The sequence below is a fragment of the Paenibacillus glucanolyticus genome, from assembly GCF_037333485.1.
GTDB classification, from domain to species: Bacteria; Bacillota; Bacilli; order Paenibacillales; family Paenibacillaceae; genus Paenibacillus_AQ; species Paenibacillus_AQ glucanolyticus.
On sequence record NZ_CP147845.1, the window covers coordinates 2,375,472 to 2,393,213 of the forward strand.

The window sequence follows — 17,742 nt, forward strand, 5'->3', positions numbered from 1 at the left end:
CTGGCATTTGCCTTAGGGACAGCTGTTTATGACGTTAGTGGACCTCGTCCAAAGACGGCGGTGAAGCCGATTCTACTTGTGTTACAATAGCAGGAGAGGTGATAGGTCGAATATGTTTTTGAAACGGATCGAGTTAGCAGGATTTAAATCATTTGCCGACAAGACAGAGATGGAATTTGTCCGGGGAATTACAGCCGTTGTTGGTCCGAATGGCAGCGGCAAGAGCAACATTTCGGATGGGATCCGCTGGGTACTTGGTGAACAAAGCGCCAAATCGCTTCGCGGTGGCAAGATGGAAGACATTATTTTTGCCGGAAGCGACGCGCGTAAAGCGGTCAATTTCGGTGAGGTTTCCCTTACGCTGGACAATGAGGATCATGTACTGCCGCTGGATTTTAATGAGGTGACCGTAACAAGACGGGTACACCGCAGCGGTGACAGTGAGTATTTCATCAACAGGCAGTCTTGTCGGCTGAAGGATATAACGGAGCTGTTCATGGATACCGGGATTGGTAAAGAAGCCTATTCTATCATTGGACAAGGGCGCATTGAGGAAATTCTGAGCACACGATCAGAAGATCGCCGGGGAATTTTTGAGGAAGCATCCGGGATCGTTAAATATAAATCACGTAAAAAAGAGTCTGTGCGCAAGCTGGATGAAACGGAACAAAATTTGCTCCGTATTCACGATCTGGTTACAGAGCTTGAAGATCAGATCGGGCCGCTCAAAGAGCAGTCTGAGAAGGCGCTTCGTTATAAGGAACTCCGCGAGGAGCTGAAACACAAGGAAATTTCGCTGTATGTATATCAAATTGAGCAGATACATACCTCATGGAGTGAAGCCAATGCGAAGCTGGAGCAGCTGAAGGAAGAGCAGCTTGCCCTGTCTACTGTGGTGTCCGCCCATGATGCCAAGCTGGAGAGCGACAGATCGGCTCTTCGCCGGCTGGAAGAGGAAGTGGAAGAGCTGCAGAGCCAGCTGCTTCAATTCAGCGAGCTGTTTGAGAAGAGCGAGGGCTACGGTGAGGTACTTAAGGAGCGCCGCCGCAACCTGGAACGGACACGCGAGCAGCTGGAGGAGAGTCTGCACTCCGGCGATCATCGATTAGGTGAGCGCGTGGGCGAGCTGGCTAGAATGAAGAACAAGCTGCAGGAGCTGCAGCAGGAATTAACTCATGTGCGGGATCAGCTGTCAGCGGAAGAAGCGAAGCTGGTTGGCGTAACCGGTGGAATCAGCCAGCAGCAGGAAGAGAGCTTGAAAGGGAACCTGCTGGAGCTGATGAACCAAATGGCTCAAGCGCGGAATGAAATCCGCTATGCGGACCAGCAGCAAGAAGCGCTGGATCGCCGGATGAACCGGGCACAAGAGGAGTCCGGCAAATGGGAAGCGCTGAAAGAAGATTTACTGAAGCGCAAAGAGAGCATTGATCGCAGCATCGAACGTTTCGGCAAAGAGATCGCGGATCTCCGCAGCGGTTATATCAGTGAGAGCGAGCGGTATCAATCCCTGCAGAAGCTGCAGGAGGAGACGCAGGGAGCGCTTCGGAAATGGGAGCAGAAGCGGGAAGCGCAAATTTCGCGCCGTGATACCATGAAGGAGCTTCAGGACGACTTCGACGGATTTATGCTGGGTGTTAAGGAAGTATTGAAGGCTTCTCGCAAATCCGTGCTTCAAGGTGTTCACGGCGCAGTAGCAGAGCTTATTCGCGTACCGGAAAAGCTGGAGCTTGCGATGGAGACAGCTCTCGGGGCATCTGTTCAGCATATCGTCATGGAGAACGAGTCCGTATCCAGGCAGGCGATTGCCTTCTTGAAGCAGCGTCAGTTAGGACGGGCGACATTTCTTCCTTTGGACGTCATTCGTCCGCGGAATGTATCCGCATCGGATCGAACGCTGGCAGAAGGGGAAGCCGGATTTGTGGGCTTCGGCTCCGAGCTGGTTCAATACGATTCAAGATACAGCAACATTGTCGGAAGTCTTCTTGGCAATGTTGTCATTGCGGAGACTTTGGAGCAGGCGAACAAGATTGCAGCCAGATTCTCCTATCGCTTCCGCGTGGTCACCCTCGAAGGGGACGTGGTTAATGCCGGCGGTTCCATGACAGGCGGCAGTCAGCATAAGAAAACGAACAGTCTGCTGGGCCGTAAGCGTCAGCTGGAGCAGCTGGATCAGGAAATCACGGAAACCGAGAAGCAGCTGGAGAAGCTCCAGCAGGGCATTGAAAGCGTCCGGAATCAAATGGTTGAATCTCAGGATAAACTGGACGAGCTTCGAAGAGCCGGGGACGACAAGCGTGTCGAGGAACAGCAGGCAGCGGGAGACCGTAAGCAGCTCGATCATGAGCTGCGCCACGTCCTTGAGCAAGCAGAGCTAGCCGGTGAGGAGAAGAGCAGCCACGAGAAGGAAGCAAAAGAAATTCAGGAAAACCGTGTTCGGGCACAGAAGTTATTGTCTGAGCTTGAAGACGAGGAGAAGTCGACACATCTAGCGATCCAGGCTGCTGAATTTGCCCGTAAAGCAAACGAATCGGCGAAGGAAGAACTTCAGAGTCAACTGACGAATCTTAAGGTTCGCGAAGGTAAACTGGATCAGGAAACCTTCTCGCTGGAGGAGCAGCTCAAACGCCTTCAATCGGATGTGGACAACCATGAGAAGGAACAGAAGCAGAACCGCACGATGCTGGCCTCCGTTCAAGCAGACCTCAATCAGAACCAAAGCGAGAGCGTGAAGCAGATCGAGGATCTGAATCAGTACAAGCTGAAGAAGGAAGAAGCTACGCAGCAGCTGGAATTCAAACGGGCAGCGCGCAGCGCATTAAGCCGGAAACTGGAGCTCGAAGAGAGTGAAACGAAGGAGCAGCGGACTCAGCTGCGGGCTGTGGACGATCAGCTTCGCCAGACCGAAATTGGAGTAAACCGGCTCGATGTTGAGCTTGAGAATATATTGAAAAAATTAAGCGAGGACTATGAGCTGAGTTACGAGCTTGCCAAGCAGCGGTATCCGATTCCCGAAGACATTCCGGCAGCGCAGAATGAAGTTCGTGATCTGAAACGGTCTATAACTTCTCTTGGTGATGTGAATCTGGGGGCCATTGAAGAGTACCAGCGCGTCAATGAGAGGTATCTGTTCTTGAGCGAGCAGAAGGCGGATTTGGTCGAAGCGAAAACTACGCTGTATCAGGTGATTAAAGAAATGGACGATGAAATGTCCAAGCGCTTCAAGCTGACGTTTGATGCGATCCGGCGCGAGTTCGGTACGGTGTTTACGAAGCTGTTCGGAGGCGGACGGGCTGATCTGGTCCTGATTGATCCGGATCGATTGCTTGAGACGGGGATTGATATCGTTGCCCAGCCTCCCGGCAAGAAGCTGCAAAACCTGCAGCTGCTGTCCGGGGGAGAGCGTGCATTAACCGCTATGGCGCTGCTGTTCGCCATTTTACAGGTGAAGCCGGTTCCGTTCTGTGTGCTTGATGAAGTCGAAGCGGCGCTTGATGAAGCGAACGTGGTACGCTTTGCCCAGTATTTGCGGGAGTTCTCCGAGCAAACACAGTTTATTGTGGTCACACACCGCAAGGGAACGATGGAAGAGGCGGATGTACTGTACGGCGTCACGATGGAAGAGGGCGGCGTGTCGAAGCTGGTGTCGGTTAGACTTGAGGATGAGGAAGCGGAGATCGCCTAATTTAACATAAACCATCACATGGAGGGAACGTATGAGCTTTTTTAAGAAGTTAAAAGAGAGCATTTCCAGCAAGACAGAAAACGTAACGAAACAGTTCAGGGACGGACTGGAGAAAACCCGGAAGGGCTTTATCGAGAAAGTGTCGGACCTGGTCATTCGCCGCAAAAAGATCGATGAGGAGTTCTACGAGGAATTGGAAGAGATTCTGATTGGCGCTGATGTTGGCGTCAACACGGTCATGGACCTGATGGATGATCTTCGTGCCGAAGTGAAAAAACGGCGGATCGAGGATGCTGCCGATTTGCAGCCGGTATTGTCCGAGAAACTGATGGGTCTCCTTCGTGATGACAGCAGCAATGAACTGCGCGAGAATCCGGATGGAATTACGGTCATTCTCTTTGTTGGCGTAAACGGAGTTGGTAAGACAACTACAATTGGTAAGCTTGCGCACCGTTACAAGCAGGAGGGCAAAAAAGTTATGCTTGCAGCGGGCGATACGTTCCGCGCAGGTGCTATTGAACAGCTCGAAGTATGGGGCGAACGGGTTGGTGTGGAGGTCATTAAGCAGCAGCCTGGCTCTGATCCGGCAGCGGTCATGTTCGACGCGGTTCAAGCAGCCAAACAGCGGCAGGCAGATATTCTGATCTGTGATACCGCGGGGCGTCTTCAGAACAAAACGAATCTGATGGAAGAGCTGAATAAGATATTCCGTGTCATTCAACGCGAAATCCCAAGTGCGCCGCATGAGGTATTGATGGTACTCGATGCTACAACAGGTCAGAATGCGCTAAGTCAGGCCAAACTGTTCGGTGAGAAGAGCGGCGTGACCGGGCTTGTATTAACCAAGCTGGATGGTACGGCTAAAGGCGGAATTGTCATTGCGATTCGTCAAGAGTTGAATTTGCCAGTGAAGCTGGTAGGGCTTGGAGAGAAGATGGGGGATCTCCAGACTTTTGATTCGGAGCAATTTGTCCATGCCTTGTTTGCCGGATTGATTAAGGAAGAAGAGAATGAAGCAGAACAAGAAGATTAGACGCTTCTGAAGTTAAATCAAATACAAAAGGACCGAAAGTTGTACTTTCGGTCCTTTTTCATGTTCGATTCGAGTGATAACCGGATGTGATTAAGAAGAGACGATTCGAACGAATTCAATCGCACGAAGCGGGATGATAGCTGTATCGGTTGGCGGGCCATAGATGATGGGCGGGATTTTTAAAGAGATGGTCCCTTCTCCCACTTCGGTCAGGGTGCCAATGATCACATCTCCCGACACCGTTACTTCGGTTTCGGATCCGATAAATCCTTGCAGCCAATCCACGTAGCGCATATCGAAATTCCCTCCTTGCTGTAATGAAAGTTTGAAACGGAAGATCAGCAGCCATTGAGGGGATTTATTGAACGGAAGTAATATTCGCGAATGGAATCAGCACCAGATCTCCGGAAGCTTCACGGAGCTGTACCCCGTCCTCGGCAGTTGCAAGAACAACGCCTTCCAAGGTGACAAAGGTGGTGCTGACCCGTACTTGCTGCCCTGTGCGGACTTCGAAATAGTGAATCAGTTCCGGAATGATGGTTAAGCCCGTGAGCACCTGACTCTCCAGTGACTCTACGCGTTCGGTCAATTGACCGGTCTGCTGGCTTAGAAACTCAACCTGCCGTGTTAACATCTTTACTCGTGCAGCAAGTCGTCTGCAGAACAGGAAGCAACACATAGTCATTCTCCTTTCTGTATTACCATCGGGTGTGCCCTTCAATATGATTCTTTAAATCCTGAAGCGAGGCCGTGCTTTCGTTCTCTGCTGCCCGGATCATAGGCATAACTTGCTGCACATGACCAGGACCGTACTTAAGGAAGGTTTCGGTTTTATCGATCAGGGCCTCAAGCGGTTGACGATAGTCGGTAAAATACTGACCTAGACCAAAGGAGCTTAGGAGGCTATGCACTTTGCTCATGGTGCTGAGCGCCAGTACAGGCTTACCCCCACGCAAGGCGGCCAGCGACGGATGAAGTTTGAAGGAGATTAAATAGTCAACGGATTGAATGAAACGGTAAGTCAGCTCAATGTCCATAAGAAACGGCAGTGTTTCAACGGAAGCTGCAGGTGTGCATTCCTTGATGTTTCGCTGCAGTTGTAAACAGGTGTTGTAGTCCGAGTACGCATTCCCCGGATGATGAATGACCGGTATAAGCACGACATGGTAGTCTTTTGCCGTAAGATGTGCCAGAAGTTTTGTCATATTGTCCATAGGGAATGATTCATAGGCGAATACAACAACCCCAATGGTTGGACGTCTGGAAAATCGCTGTACCGGGATGTCGGGCTGACGATAGCCGAACACCATGTCAGGAGCCGTCTCCACGTTAGGATGAAATCGCGCCCGCTTGGCTATAGCCGAGGAACGTTCATCCCGGAAGACGGCCCGGTTCGCTTTGGAAATCATGTCGCGATACGCGGCTACCTGCTCTTCGGGCCAAGTGTGTTCGGGGTAGGCATCAACGATACCTACGCCATACACCCATGTGGGCTGTCCGTTTAATTGTGGCGGGAAGTAATAACGGTTGAACGAGTAGGGTGTGATTAAATCGCCTCCTCCGATAATGAAAGCATCCGTTCGGCGCGGATCCAAGCGGGAGTTCCAAGGGTAGACGTGATGTTCGTGGAATACTTGCCTAAGGGTGTGAAGAAACAAGTCATCTCCGAAGTTTCCCATGCCATAGTATCCGGAAGCGGCAATATGCATTACGTTCACCTCCTTTGCGAATGCGTTCTAGATCTTGTCTGACTGCTGATTCCAGCTTTTGAACAGATTACGATTACGTTGGCTGATACTGGTGCCGTCGATGACACGATGATAGAGGACAGCCGTGACATGAGCTAGAGAGCTGTGTTTCAGGAGACGGGAGGTAACGTCCATATCTTCGAAGATACGTCCGAGGCGATCCTCACGATTCCACCAGCCGCCGATGGCGATCAGAGAAGATTTGCGATACATTCTGGGCACGATCGGGTGACTGCGGTCATTCGATGGATTGGGCAACGGAGCGGATGATTCTGAATGAAGCCTGCCGGAGTCCACATCTCTTCTCCACAGCGGACCGAACTGCCTGGTTCGTTCCCAGCAGCCATACCATCCCGTGGCGATACCGCCATCCGGATTCAGGTCAAGCGCTTCGGTCAGGAGTGCTACTGCGTTCGGTGCCAGCCAGTCATCCCCATCCAGTTCCAGAATGTAACGCCCCCGTGCTTCAAAGAGCAGCCGGTTCATCATCAAGGCTTTCCCGCGGTTACGCGCTTGCGAAAGAACACGTATTCTGCTGTCTTGATAAGCGCAGGCTTCCTCAAGACTCTCGTCCCCAGAGCCGTCATCCCCAATCAGCAGCTCCCAGTTTTCGTTGGTTTGTGCCAGCACAGAACGGATGCTCCAGCCCAGAGTGTCTTTCATATTATGAATGCTCATCAATATGGAAACTGCAGGTTGAGCAGGGACCACAGGAGATAAATCCCCTTTGTCTCCAGTATGTTTCTCTTGCATCTGTGTGGATGCAAGTATCGGGAGAATATACGGCAGTTCCTTTTGAAACGAATCGTTCTGTGATGCATCCAGATGCAGAACAAGTCTTGAGTCCGTTGGCAGCAGATCATAAGGCAGAAATCGGGCAGCGGGGAGCCTGGCGTTCCAATGGGTGAGCCTTGCGAGCAGCCAGGTTTTTTTCCAATAGAGAGGAACACCATGAACACATATACAGACTACAGCGTCCGGGATATGTGCAGGCATAGGGAAGGAAATGAGTGTTCTTCTCATGGGAAAAGACCTGCTGAGGCTCCAGAGAACCCATTCTCTGTCCGCATGTGTGACTTCCTGAAGGATACGATCGCGGTACGCTGACGTATTGGTCAATCCATAGCCTAATGCTTGCGTGCGAAGTAAGTTGTACGGGATCAATTCGATGTCAAGCCTTTATCATGGAGGACTAGCCGGATGACCTGATCGGCTTTCAGTCCGCGCTCAATCCAGCGGTTCTCTCGGGCGTACGCAATCCGGGCCAGCTTATGCTCTGCAGTGTCAGGGTGATGAAGCATGGAGGCCAGCTTAACAAGGAAATCGTCATGGGTTGTCGCAGTGGTTACATGCGGCTCCATGGCGATGCATTCCGGCAAGGCCGTTGATAGCACCCGGACACCCGATGCCAAGTATTCATAGGCTTTAACGGGATTGGTTGCGAGCGTAATCGGATGGTATTGGAATGGAATCAACGCAACGTCGATATGAGTGAGGTAACGCTTGAGCTCGTGGTGCGGCTTTTCCCCGAGTATATGCACGTTAGGCAGCTTCGAATAGTCGCCTGAGCTGCCGTAAGGAGCTCCAATGGATACAAACTGGACGTTCGGAAATTGAATGGCGGCTTTAGCGAACAGTTCATGATCTACCCAATAGGCCCAAGCACCGATATAAGCAACAACAGGACCCGGAGGCAGATCAGCGGGTCTATCACTGGATGGAATATGAAAAAACGAAGCATCAGCGCCATTCGGAATCAAGGTCAGTGGTTTACCGGGGTATGCCAGTGACAATCGGGTGCGAATGACCTCTGCCGTACATACGACATGATCCGCCTCGTCAATCATTTTGGGTTCATATTTAGCCCAATGCGGAAATTCATCACAGCAGTCGTAGATTGTAATATCAGGGTCAAAGAGCGTGGAAATGCGCGTCCGGAGCTTGGACCAGGTCGTCCAGACGGCAACGGGATGCTCCTTTCGCAATGCAGGCAGCTTTTTGTGCAGAAATGCCTTGGTATCCGTAAACAGATACACATTCGGTTCAATCTCTTTAAACTCCTTATCCAGCGGTGCCAGGTTTTCGAAGAAAACCTGATGACCAAGCGAGCCCAATTGTGTCATTAGCTGCTGCGGTCTCTGTTTCATGTACGACCAGTTCATCGTTCTGGGATAAATGATGACAGCCAAGAGGTTTCCTCCTTTCTTTGTTCTCGCAATAATATATGCAATGCTAGCTTCATAGAATTGGACGAATGAGCCGAGTGATTGAAAAATGGTTGGTTTTTCTCAAGCGTGCGTATGACCAGAACGAATCTATCAAATTTCCATATAATGCTTAAGATATGTCATCCCAGATATACCTTTTCATATGAAAGCGAGGGGGAGTGTGAAGATTCGTGGATCAAAAAAATGTTCTTGTTATCTTCGGAACGCGTCCAGAAGCGATCAAAATGGCACCGTTGGTCAAGGAATTGGAACGTACTCCGGGATTGACCCCAATTGTTTGTGTCACCGCCCAGCATCGGGAAATGCTGGATCAGGTTCTTCAATTTTTTGAGATCGAGGCTCAGATGGATTTAAATATGATGAAGGAAGGACAGTCGCTGTACAGCCTGAGTGCCGACCTGTTAAAAGGGATGGAAAATGTATTCCAGGCGCAAAGGTACGATCTGGTCCTGGTTCACGGGGATACAACAACGGCATTCATAGGCGCCTTGGCGGCCTATTATGCGAAAGTGCCGGTTGGGCATGTGGAGGCGGGATTGCGGACCTATGACAAATACGCGCCATTTCCGGAGGAGATGAACCGGGAATGGATTGGCCGAATAGCCGATATGCATTTTGCTCCTACAGCGCTATCGGCATCCAATCTCAGAGCCGAGCATCGTACGGATCATGTGTATGTAACGGGAAACACGGGGATCGATGCCATGAGATGGACGCTGCAGGCTCCCTTTAAGCACCCTTTACAGAGCAAGTTACGGGAAAATGCCCGCTTAATTCTCATGACGATGCATCGCCGGGAGAATTGGGGTGAACCTATGAAGGGCGTGCTTGAGGCTGTAAAGCGAACCGTCCAGAACCACCCGGATGTCGAAGTGGTGTATCCGGTTCATCCGAACCCCGTTCTGCAGCAGGCGGTAGCGCAAGCTCTGGAGGGACATGAGCGAATTCATCTGACAGGACCGCTGGATGTTGTTGATCTTCACCATATCATGCAGCGCGCATATCTCGTCTTGACGGATTCCGGGGGTATTCAGGAGGAAGCGCCGTCGCTGGGGAAACCGGTTCTGGTATTGAGGGACAAGACAGAGCGTCCTGAAGGGGTTACAGCGGGCACCTTAAAGTGTGTTGGCACGAATTGCGATGAGGTAGTGGCAGGAATAGAGAAGCTGTTAACGGATGAGGAGACCTACCGCAACATGGCAAGAGCCAGCAATCCCTTTGGTGATGGCACTGCCTCGCGTCAAATCGTCGACGCCATTTTGCAATTTTTCCGTTCAAAAGGGCGTTGATCTGGATGCTTGCTGGATTTTGTATGCTGGCAGGGCTTATAATGAAGTATAAGATTTCAAGCGAAAGGATACCTGTTATGGCCAATACTTACACTTATCCACGCCGAGAAGAGATAGCGAATGCAATAACACATGGCATAGGAGCGGCGCTAAGTGTTGCTGCGCTGGTGCTCTTGATTGTATTTTCAAGTTTGAAGGGCACTGCATGGCATATTGTCAGCTTTACGATCTACGGCTCGACGATGCTGCTGCTGTATTTGAGTTCAACGCTGGTTCACGGCTTGAGGGACGGTAAAGCCAAAGATTTCTTTGAGTTTATGGATCATTCCTCCATTTACTTGTTTATCGCAGGAACGTACACTCCCTTCCTGCTGGTGGCCATTCGTGGAACGCTTGGATGGAGCCTCTTCGGAATCGTCTGGGGAGTTGCACTGTTCGGCGTCATCTTCAAAGCCTTCTTCGTGAAGAAGTTTCTGTTTCTATCCACGATATTCTACATTGCGATGGGCTGGCTGATCGTTATTGCCTGGAACCCTTTAACCGCCGTTGTGGCACCGCAGGGTATGAATTTGCTCGCTCTTGGCGGCGTGCTGTACACCCTAGGCACGATCTTTTACGTATGGCGGGGCTTCCCGTACCATCATGCGATCTGGCATTTGTTTGTACTTGCGGGATCGATTCTTCACTTTTTTGCGATACTGATCTACCTTCTTCCTGTCGGGTAAACAGGGTAGGAAAAAGGCTTGCTGCACATGAAGAAGGATGACAAGGGAAATTGCTTGACATCCTTCTTTGTTTTATGTATGATAAGGTTCGTTAAGCGAACTGTAAAGTGTTTTTCCTTGACGAGGGGGGTGCCCTTAAATGAGTCAGGAGAATCGGCTCGAGAAGACGAACCGGATCAATCTGCTGTTCGATTTTTATGAGCAGCTGCTGACAGAGAAGCAGCAGACCTTTTTGAAATATTATTTCCATGACGATTTTTCCTTGGGAGAAATCGCTGGTGAATTTGAGATTAGTCGTCAGGCCGTCTATGAACATATTAAGCGTGCAGAGCAGGTGCTTGAGTCTTACGAAGAGAAGCTTGGGCTGCTGAGCAAGCATGAAACGCGTGTCCGTGAGCTGGATAAGTTTCGGAAATGGGTGGAGATTAGCGACCTGGATGAACATGATAAGAATGTAATGACCGATATGGTTGAACGATTAAAGGTATGGGATTAAGTATGAACGGAGGTGGCGGATATGGCTTTTGAAGGATTGACCAGCAGACTACAGAATGTGTTCAGCAAGCTTCGTGGTAAAGGCAAGGTGTCCGAAGAAGATGTAACAGCCGCCATGCGTGAAGTAAGACTCGCGCTTCTTGAAGCCGACGTTAACTTCAAAGTGGTTAAGGATTTTGTATCCAAAGTGAAAGAGAAGGCCATCGGCAAGGAAGTGATGGACAGCTTTACGCCCGGCATGGTGATCATCGACATCGTTAATAAAGAAATGACGGAGCTGATGGGTGGCAGCCAGGCCAAACTGGTTAAGAGCAATAAACCGCCTACGGTCATTATGATGGCCGGTCTGCAAGGTGCAGGTAAGACGACGACATCCGGTAAGCTGGCCAAGCTGCTGCAGAAGCAGAACAGCCGACCGCTGCTCGTAGCCGGTGACATTTATCGTCCGGCAGCGATCAAACAGCTTGAGGTCCTTGGAGAACAGATTAATGTGCCTGTATTCTCTCTTGGAGACAAGACAAGCCCGGTTGAGATTGCGAAGCAAGGCTTGCAGCATGCCAAGGATAACGGTCACGATTATGTTATTATCGATACTGCGGGCCGTTTGCATGTCGATGAAGAACTGATGGAAGAACTGAAGCAAATCCACAGTGTTGTAAATCCCGATGAAGTGCTGCTTGTTGTTGATGCGATGACAGGTCAGGATGCGGTGAATGTTGCGGAAAGCTTCAATCAGCAATTGACGCTTACAGGCGTTGTATTGACCAAGCTGGACGGTGATACCCGAGGCGGTGCTGCCCTTTCGGTCAAAGCTGTTACCGGATGCCCGATTAAGTTCGCGGCGCTGGGTGAGAAGATTGATGCCCTGGAGCCGTTCCATCCGGAACGGATGGCATCCCGGATTCTCGGTATGGGCGATATGCTGTCCCTAATTGAGAAAGCCCAATCGAATATTGATGCAGACAAAGCCAAGGAAATGGAACGTAAAATGCGTAATGCTGAATTTACGTTTGAGGATTTCCTGGAACAGATGGACCAAGTGAAGAAGCTCGGTCCGTTGGATCAGCTGATGGATATGATTCCCGGCATGGGCAAGATGAAGCAGACCAAGGATCTCAAAGTTGACGAGAAGCAGATGGGACGCATTGAGGCCATTGTCCACTCCATGACTACAGCGGAGAAGCAGCAGCCTGATATTATCAATCACAACCGCCGCAAACGGATTGCGGCCGGCAGCGGAACCTCGCTGGCTGAAGTGAACCGGCTGATCAAGCAGTTTGATGAAATGCGCCGCGTCATGAAACAATTCTCGGATATGATGGGTCCCAAAGGCGGTAAAAATAAAGCAATGAAACAGTTAAAAGGCTTGACTGGTGGAAAAGGCATGAAGTTCCCATTCCGTTAAGTTTGGACATAAAGCATGGACATTTTTTGAAGGAGGTGAATTTTCAAAATGGCAGTACGTATTCGTCTGAAACGCATGGGTGCTCACAAGGCTCCTTTCTACCGCGTGGTGGTTTCTGATTCCCGTTCCCCACGTGACGGCCGCTTTATCGAGGAAATCGGTTATTACAATCCGGTTGCTCAACCGGCTGAAGTTAAGATCGATGAAGAGAAAGCACTGAACTGGCTTCAAAATGGTGCGCAAGCATCTGATACTGTTCGCAACTTGCTGAGCAAAGCGGGCGTAATGAAGAAGTTTCATGAGCTGAAGCATCAGAAATAAGACTGATCGCGAGGGTTATCTATGGAAGAATTAGTTCGCGTTATTGCTAAGGCTTTAGTGGATCATCCAGAAGATGTGACTGTGAAGACCGTTGAGAAGGAGCACTTGATTGTATATGAGCTGTACGTGCATCCTGACGATGTCGGGAAGGTCATAGGCAAACAGGGGCGTATCGCCAAATCATTGCGTACAGTCGTAACATCGGCGGCAGTTAAAATGGATAAACGGGTGACCGTTGATATCATTTCTTAAAATATACGAAAGGGGGTTAGGATGCATGTCCTAGCCCTTTTTCGTACATGCTGAAGAAATCAGTCGGTCATACATGAGCGAACGTTCATTAAGTGATGCAGGAGGAAGACCATGTCTGAAAAGTTGTTTACCGTAGGCAAAATCGTGAATACGCATGGAATCCGCGGAGAAGTCAAAGTGATGCCACATACGGATTTTGCTGACCAGCGATTTGCTGTTAAGAGCAAGCTGTTTATTGTCCCGGACAAAGGGAGCATGATTGAAGCAACGGTGGATACATCCCGTTTTCATAAAAATATGTATGTCCTTAAATTCAAAGAGCTGCATGGAATTAACGATGCTGAGAAGTATAAAGGCTCTCTGCTGAAGATCAAAGCGGACCTTCAGGAGGAGCTTCCGGACAACGAGTATTACTTCCATGAGATCATTGGCTGCAAGGTGCTGACAGATGATGAACCGGCAGAGGAGCTTGGCACGATTTCAGAAATTTTAACGCCCGGAGCTAATGATGTATGGGTTGTGAAGACCCCTCAAGGCAAGGAAGTTCTGCTGCCAGCCATCCCGGATGTCGTTCTTGACGTAGATAAGGAAGCCAAGCTTGTCCGCGTGCATCTTATGGAAGGGTTGTTATAGTCCATGCGGATTGATGTGCTGACGCTGTTCCCGGAAATGTTCGACGGTGTGTTCCATTCGAGCATTTTAGGTAAAGCGGCCGAGAAACAAATTGTGCATTTAAATGCTATCAACTTCCGCCAGTACGCCGGAAACAAGCATAGTCAGGTGGATGATACGCCATATGGCGGTGGGGGCGGGATGGTGTTGAAGCCGGATCCGATATTTGCCGCAGTGGAGGATATTCTAACTCCACGTTCTTATGATCAGATTTCGAACAACGAGGAAGAGGCTGGGCTGGCGGAGGGCTCATCGGAATCATCAGAAGGCGTTAAGCCTCCACGCGTTATTCTGATGTGCCCGCAAGGCGAGACGTTTACACAGAAGAAAGCGGAAGAACTGTCTCAGGAAGAGCATCTTGTGTTCATATGCGGTCATTACGAGGGCTATGATGAACGCATCCGCGAGTATTTGGTTACTGATGAATTATCCATCGGGGATTATGTGCTTACAGGCGGAGAGCTGCCCGCAATGGTTGTTATTGACTCCGTGGTTCGATTGCTGCCGGGTGTTCTTGGCAATGAGACATCGGCGGTGACGGATTCATTCAGCACAGGGCTGCTGGAATACCCTCACTATACCCGTCCGGCTGAATTCAGGGGATGGAAGGTGCCGGATATTCTGCTCAGCGGCCATCATGCGAATATCGAAGTGTGGCGCCGTGAACAAGCGCTCAGACGGACTTGGGAGCGTCGACCTGAATTGTTGGACAAGCTGGAATTGTCCAAACAGGATCGGATTTATATCGCAAAGCTTCAGCAAGAATCGGAACGTTTATAATGAATGCCATAGACAAAGGAAAGATCTGCGTATGCCGATCTTTCCTTTTTTTCGTATAGATTACTGCCGAAATCAATAACAATAATAAGAGAGGCTGACGAGAACATAATCCATATCCATTGAATAATGTGCCTACATAGGCGTTTGCGGATGAATGAGAATTGTTAGGGGTGAGTAGGTTAGATGCAAGAGAAGAGGAGGCGTAAGGGCAATAAAGCCGTGATTCGTGGGCTGGCTTCTGGACGAATGCGAGTGAGGAGGACCGAAGCCGCGAGGTTTGTTGCGCGGATTTCCCAATTGGCTTCGCTGACAAGTGCATTTGTGGAGTTGCCAGAGAATGATAACTTCACTCGAATCAAAATACAATTACAGAGTCTGAACGAGCTGGTGTCCGGCATGAGGTTTGCACAAAGAGAACACCGCAGTATGAAGGAAGCGGTCCAGCAAGTTGTGACGATTCCGAATGCAGATAACCTGCAGAATATTGCCTCAAGACTGAATGGGGTCGTAACCTTGCTGCAAACGTTTGGGGAACGCATTGGCGTAGGCAGTGTCATTAATCCAGTGCTTGCGGAAGTTCAGAATGGCATTCAAACCGTGATGAATGATCCGGCACAGCGTTCTGATCCGATTCCGTTAGCAAATCTGGTGATCAATTTGCCGCGATATGTTATGGATGCTGTCAAGAACCCGGGTGAACGATCCAGACAGCGCCTTGGAGATGTTCTTCAAGGTATCCATCAGCAGAGCAGTGTATTGGGTGTTTCGAAGCAGGAGCTTGACGGGATGCAAGCTCTTACAGAAGGAATGGATAGGCTCTTGGGGAACGGTGCATCTTCAGGTGACTTGAGCGTTCAACTGGCCAACTATACCAATGCCCTGTCAGGTGTTGTTTCGGGTCTGAACCTTCCGAAAGCGGTCCGGGAAGCTGCATTGCAGTCATTATTGTCTATCTTAAAGAACTCCAGTGCTGATCATGTTCAGCATCATGTAGAAGCTAAAACCGCTCAAGGACACGGTTCTCCGAGCTCAAGAGAAACTGCTGAAGCAGGAGATTCCTTGGAATCAGGTCGAATCAGGGTCGCGGGACTAACGGGCCTGACAGTGGCTGCAGGTGCGACGGGAAAGAATCGGGCTACAGGTACTGCAAGAGTAATGACTCCGGGGGGCATTACTGGAATGACAGGAGTAAGAGGTTCAACCGGGGCGACAGGAAATACGGGAGCAACAGTAGCGTTTGGATCCATCGGAGCGACAGGCAGAGCGAGCCTTAAGGGATCGAGAGGGCCGACAGGTAGAATGGGAGCGGCAAGTCCAGCAGGCACAGCTAGAACAGCGGGTCCGACCGCGCCAACAGGTGTAGTTGGGGTCACGGGTGATAGAGGTCTATTGGGAGCGCCCGGATGTAATGGAGTTACGGGTACCACCGGGGGAACTGGGATGACGAGACCGAAGGGTGCTGTAAGTGGAAGGGCAGTAACCGTTCCAAGCGGAGCAGCGCGTGTGGTTGGGGTTACGGGAACTACGGGCGAAGCAGGAATCGCGGGTTCAGCTGAAGCAACCGCAACCGAAGCGGCAAGTCCAGCAGGCATGGCGGGAACAACTGTCTCCATAGGATTTACGGGTGTTACAGGAGCCGCAGGAGTGACAGGTGCAGTAACCATCACGGGGTTAACAGGCCCAATAGAGACCACAGGAGTGACTGGAGTAATCGGTTCTACGGGGCCAACGGGCGGAGTTGAGGTTACAGCGGTAATTCGCCGTACGGGAACAGCAGGAGCCGCAGGAGCGTCTGAAGTAACCGATGCTGCTGGTTCAACGGGGGCCGGGCCATGGGTTGGGGGAGCAGTACTTTATAACGCGGCGGGAAGGACTCAATCGGTTCCAGCGATGTCGCCCATCATCTTCTCGCAAAATGAACTGCAAGGCGTAACTTTTAATGGAACCACGACACTCACGATCAACACCGCAGGTTTTTATTTCATCAACTGGCAAGTTGCACTTTCCAACCAGCAAAATTCACCAGGCATCTTCGGAATTGTGGTTAATAGCAATACGACTTCTCCGGCCAACATGGCATCTAGTGCAAATGACGATCGGGTATCCGGCTCTGCCGTTATCAACATGAAGGTTGGCGATACCGTACAGCTATATAATTTGTCTGCACAGACCCAAACCGTTACATCTACACAGACCGCCGCCAGGCTCAATATCACCAGAATGGGTTATTAAAATAAGAACAGCTGCAAGATTTTACATGTTACAGCCGAAATGTTTGTGGTTAATACATTATTGGAAACAAGACATAAGCATTGTTGAGGAGGCCCTTAATCGTGTCAGATAATAATGTAACGTATAACAATCAAATGGAAAAAGATCATACAGAAGTATCCTTTCAAACCGTCGATGATATTCTGGAATATTACGGCAAGCGCCATAAAGAGGCAAGCGATTCGAAAGAATCCGTAAATTAATCTTAGTCTAACCACTTTTGACATGTTATCTTACATGCCAAAAGTGGTTTTTTAAAGGTGAGTGTACTATAATTATGGATCATCTGGATGGGTGTAAAGATGAAATACTTGATTCTAACCGCAAAATGTGATACTATTTCTTTTGTTGTGAATACGGTGGTCCGCTGCGGATAATGAAGGAAATACATAGAATTTCCGGAAGATGCAAGAACGCCTGTGTGAGAGGAGGGAGTCATAGATGATGAATATCGTTCAAGCGATTACTGAAGAACAACTTCGCAAGGATATTCCGAGCTTTCGTCCTGGTGATACTTTGAAAGTACACGTAAAGGTTATCGAGGGAACTCGTGAGCGTATCCAGTTGTTCGAAGGTGTTGTAATTAAACGTCGCGGTGGCGGAATCAGTGAGACTTTTACCGTTCGTAAAATTTCTTACGGTGTTGGTGTGGAAAGAACTTTCCCAATCAACTCGCCTAAAATCGATAAAATCGAAGTGGCTCGCCGTGGTAAAGTGCGTCGTGCGAAGCTTTATTATCTTCGTGAACTGCGCGGTAAAGCAGCGAGAATTAAAGAAATTCGTCGTTAATTACAAGGCGGTAAAAAGGGGCTTGTGCGTATATACAAGCCCCTTTTGTATA

18 protein-coding genes are annotated in these 17,742 nt (G+C 49.8%); 13 read left to right on the top strand and 5 right to left on the bottom strand.

Annotated elements, in window-relative coordinates:
* Positions 1–112: 112 nt before the first annotated feature.
* Both smc and ftsY read left to right on the top strand, forming a co-directional pair.
* Positions 113–3,682, top strand: a complete 3,570-nt coding sequence (smc, locus tag WDY75_RS11455; RefSeq protein WP_063480039.1) for a chromosome segregation protein SMC — start codon at positions 113–115, stop codon at positions 3,680–3,682.
* Positions 3,683–3,713: 31 nt separating this feature from the next.
* Positions 3,714–4,715, top strand: coding sequence for a signal recognition particle-docking protein FtsY (ftsY, locus tag WDY75_RS11460; protein WP_006211371.1), 1,002 nt, complete (start codon positions 3,714–3,716; stop codon positions 4,713–4,715).
* Between the two features lie 90 nt (positions 4,716–4,805).
* On the opposite strand, the gene WDY75_RS11465 is transcribed toward ftsY, so the two are convergent.
* The 5 genes from WDY75_RS11465 to WDY75_RS11485 all read right to left on the bottom strand — a co-directional run bounded on the left by WDY75_RS11465 (position 4,806) and on the right by WDY75_RS11485 (position 8,652).
* Complete coding sequence (locus tag WDY75_RS11465; protein WP_006211370.1) at positions 4,806–5,009, bottom strand: hypothetical protein; 204 nt, start codon at positions 5,007–5,009, stop codon at positions 4,806–4,808.
* A gap of 64 nt (positions 5,010–5,073) precedes the next feature.
* Complete coding sequence (locus WDY75_RS11470) at positions 5,074–5,349, bottom strand: hypothetical protein (RefSeq protein WP_228030025.1); 276 nt, start codon at positions 5,347–5,349, stop codon at positions 5,074–5,076.
* A gap of 64 nt (positions 5,350–5,413) precedes the next feature.
* Positions 5,414–6,424, bottom strand: coding sequence for a polysaccharide pyruvyl transferase family protein (locus tag WDY75_RS11475; RefSeq protein ID WP_063480038.1), 1,011 nt, complete (start codon positions 6,422–6,424; stop codon positions 5,414–5,416).
* 27 nt (positions 6,425–6,451) lie between these two features.
* Positions 6,452–7,486 carry a glycosyltransferase family 2 protein gene (locus WDY75_RS11480; RefSeq protein ID WP_082834424.1) on the bottom strand — a complete coding sequence of 345 codons (1,035 nt, stop codon included), beginning with the start codon at positions 7,484–7,486 and terminating at the stop codon, positions 6,452–6,454.
* A gap of 137 nt (positions 7,487–7,623) precedes the next feature.
* A complete protein-coding gene (locus WDY75_RS11485; protein ID WP_063480036.1) occupies positions 7,624–8,652 on the bottom strand; it encodes a hypothetical protein in 1,029 nt (342 codons plus the stop codon).
* Between the two features lie 263 nt (positions 8,653–8,915).
* On the opposite strand from WDY75_RS11485, the gene wecB reads away from it, so the two are divergent.
* The 11 genes from wecB (at position 8,916) to rplS (ending at position 17,690) form a co-directional block, all read left to right on the top strand.
* Positions 8,916–9,980, top strand: coding sequence for a non-hydrolyzing UDP-N-acetylglucosamine 2-epimerase (gene wecB / locus WDY75_RS11490; protein ID WP_063480521.1), 1,065 nt, complete (start codon positions 8,916–8,918; stop codon positions 9,978–9,980).
* A gap of 77 nt (positions 9,981–10,057) precedes the next feature.
* Positions 10,058–10,705 (top strand): PAQR family membrane homeostasis protein TrhA, encoded by a 648-nt coding sequence (gene trhA / locus WDY75_RS11495; protein ID WP_036642034.1) that lies wholly within the window; start codon positions 10,058–10,060, stop codon positions 10,703–10,705.
* 139 nt (positions 10,706–10,844) lie between these two features.
* Positions 10,845–11,201 carry a putative DNA-binding protein gene (locus WDY75_RS11500; RefSeq protein ID WP_006211363.1) on the top strand — a complete coding sequence of 119 codons (357 nt, stop codon included), beginning with the start codon at positions 10,845–10,847 and terminating at the stop codon, positions 11,199–11,201.
* Positions 11,202–11,222: 21 nt separating this feature from the next.
* Positions 11,223–12,605 carry a signal recognition particle protein gene (ffh, locus tag WDY75_RS11505; protein WP_006211362.1) on the top strand — a complete coding sequence of 461 codons (1,383 nt, stop codon included), beginning with the start codon at positions 11,223–11,225 and terminating at the stop codon, positions 12,603–12,605.
* Positions 12,606–12,653: 48 nt separating this feature from the next.
* Positions 12,654–12,926, top strand: a complete 273-nt coding sequence (gene rpsP / locus WDY75_RS11510) for a 30S ribosomal protein S16 (RefSeq protein ID WP_006211361.1) — start codon at positions 12,654–12,656, stop codon at positions 12,924–12,926.
* 21 nt (positions 12,927–12,947) lie between these two features.
* Positions 12,948–13,178, top strand: a complete 231-nt coding sequence (locus WDY75_RS11515) for a KH domain-containing protein (protein WP_006211360.1) — start codon at positions 12,948–12,950, stop codon at positions 13,176–13,178.
* 111 nt (positions 13,179–13,289) lie between these two features.
* A complete protein-coding gene (gene rimM, locus WDY75_RS11520; RefSeq protein ID WP_006211359.1) occupies positions 13,290–13,811 on the top strand; it encodes a ribosome maturation factor RimM in 522 nt (173 codons plus the stop codon).
* 3 nt (positions 13,812–13,814) lie between these two features.
* A complete protein-coding gene (gene trmD, locus WDY75_RS11525) occupies positions 13,815–14,630 on the top strand; it encodes a tRNA (guanosine(37)-N1)-methyltransferase TrmD (RefSeq protein ID WP_063480035.1) in 816 nt (271 codons plus the stop codon).
* A gap of 183 nt (positions 14,631–14,813) precedes the next feature.
* Positions 14,814–16,862, top strand: coding sequence for a collagen-like repeat preface domain-containing protein (locus WDY75_RS11530; protein WP_063480034.1), 2,049 nt, complete (start codon positions 14,814–14,816; stop codon positions 16,860–16,862).
* 101 nt (positions 16,863–16,963) lie between these two features.
* Complete coding sequence (locus WDY75_RS11535) at positions 16,964–17,104, top strand: hypothetical protein (protein WP_006211355.1); 141 nt, start codon at positions 16,964–16,966, stop codon at positions 17,102–17,104.
* A gap of 241 nt (positions 17,105–17,345) precedes the next feature.
* Positions 17,346–17,690 carry a 50S ribosomal protein L19 gene (gene rplS / locus WDY75_RS11540; protein WP_036642425.1) on the top strand — a complete coding sequence of 115 codons (345 nt, stop codon included), beginning with the start codon at positions 17,346–17,348 and terminating at the stop codon, positions 17,688–17,690.
* The last annotated feature ends 52 nt before the right edge of the window (positions 17,691–17,742 follow it).

Bases quoted from the DNA above. Each gene is read 5' to 3' on its own strand.
- smc (WP_063480039.1), top strand. From the start codon at position 113: ATGTTTTTGAAACGGATCGAGTTAGCAGGATTTAAATCATTTGCCGAC.
- ftsY (WP_006211371.1), top strand. From the start codon at position 3,714: ATGAGCTTTTTTAAGAAGTTAAAAGAGAGCATTTCCAGCAAGACAGAA.
- WDY75_RS11465 (WP_006211370.1), bottom strand. From the start codon at position 5,009: ATGCGCTACGTGGATTGGCTGCAAGGATTTATCGGATCCGAAACCGAA.
- WDY75_RS11470 (WP_228030025.1), bottom strand. From the start codon at position 5,349: ATGTTAACACGGCAGGTTGAGTTTCTAAGCCAGCAGACCGGTCAATTG.
- WDY75_RS11475 (WP_063480038.1), bottom strand. From the start codon at position 6,424: ATGCATATTGCCGCTTCCGGATACTATGGCATGGGAAACTTCGGAGAT.
- WDY75_RS11480 (WP_082834424.1), bottom strand. From the start codon at position 7,486: ATGAGAAGAACACTCATTTCCTTCCCTATGCCTGCACATATCCCGGAC.
- wecB (WP_063480521.1), top strand. From the start codon at position 8,916: ATGGCACCGTTGGTCAAGGAATTGGAACGTACTCCGGGATTGACCCCA.
- trhA (WP_036642034.1), top strand. From the start codon at position 10,058: ATGGCCAATACTTACACTTATCCACGCCGAGAAGAGATAGCGAATGCA.
- WDY75_RS11500 (WP_006211363.1), top strand. From the start codon at position 10,845: ATGAGTCAGGAGAATCGGCTCGAGAAGACGAACCGGATCAATCTGCTG.
- ffh (WP_006211362.1), top strand. From the start codon at position 11,223: ATGGCTTTTGAAGGATTGACCAGCAGACTACAGAATGTGTTCAGCAAG.
- rpsP (WP_006211361.1), top strand. From the start codon at position 12,654: ATGGCAGTACGTATTCGTCTGAAACGCATGGGTGCTCACAAGGCTCCT.
- WDY75_RS11515 (WP_006211360.1), top strand. From the start codon at position 12,948: ATGGAAGAATTAGTTCGCGTTATTGCTAAGGCTTTAGTGGATCATCCA.
- rimM (WP_006211359.1), top strand. From the start codon at position 13,290: ATGTCTGAAAAGTTGTTTACCGTAGGCAAAATCGTGAATACGCATGGA.
- trmD (WP_063480035.1), top strand. From the start codon at position 13,815: ATGCGGATTGATGTGCTGACGCTGTTCCCGGAAATGTTCGACGGTGTG.
- WDY75_RS11530 (WP_063480034.1), top strand. From the start codon at position 14,814: ATGCAAGAGAAGAGGAGGCGTAAGGGCAATAAAGCCGTGATTCGTGGG.
- rplS (WP_036642425.1), top strand. From the start codon at position 17,346: ATGAATATCGTTCAAGCGATTACTGAAGAACAACTTCGCAAGGATATT.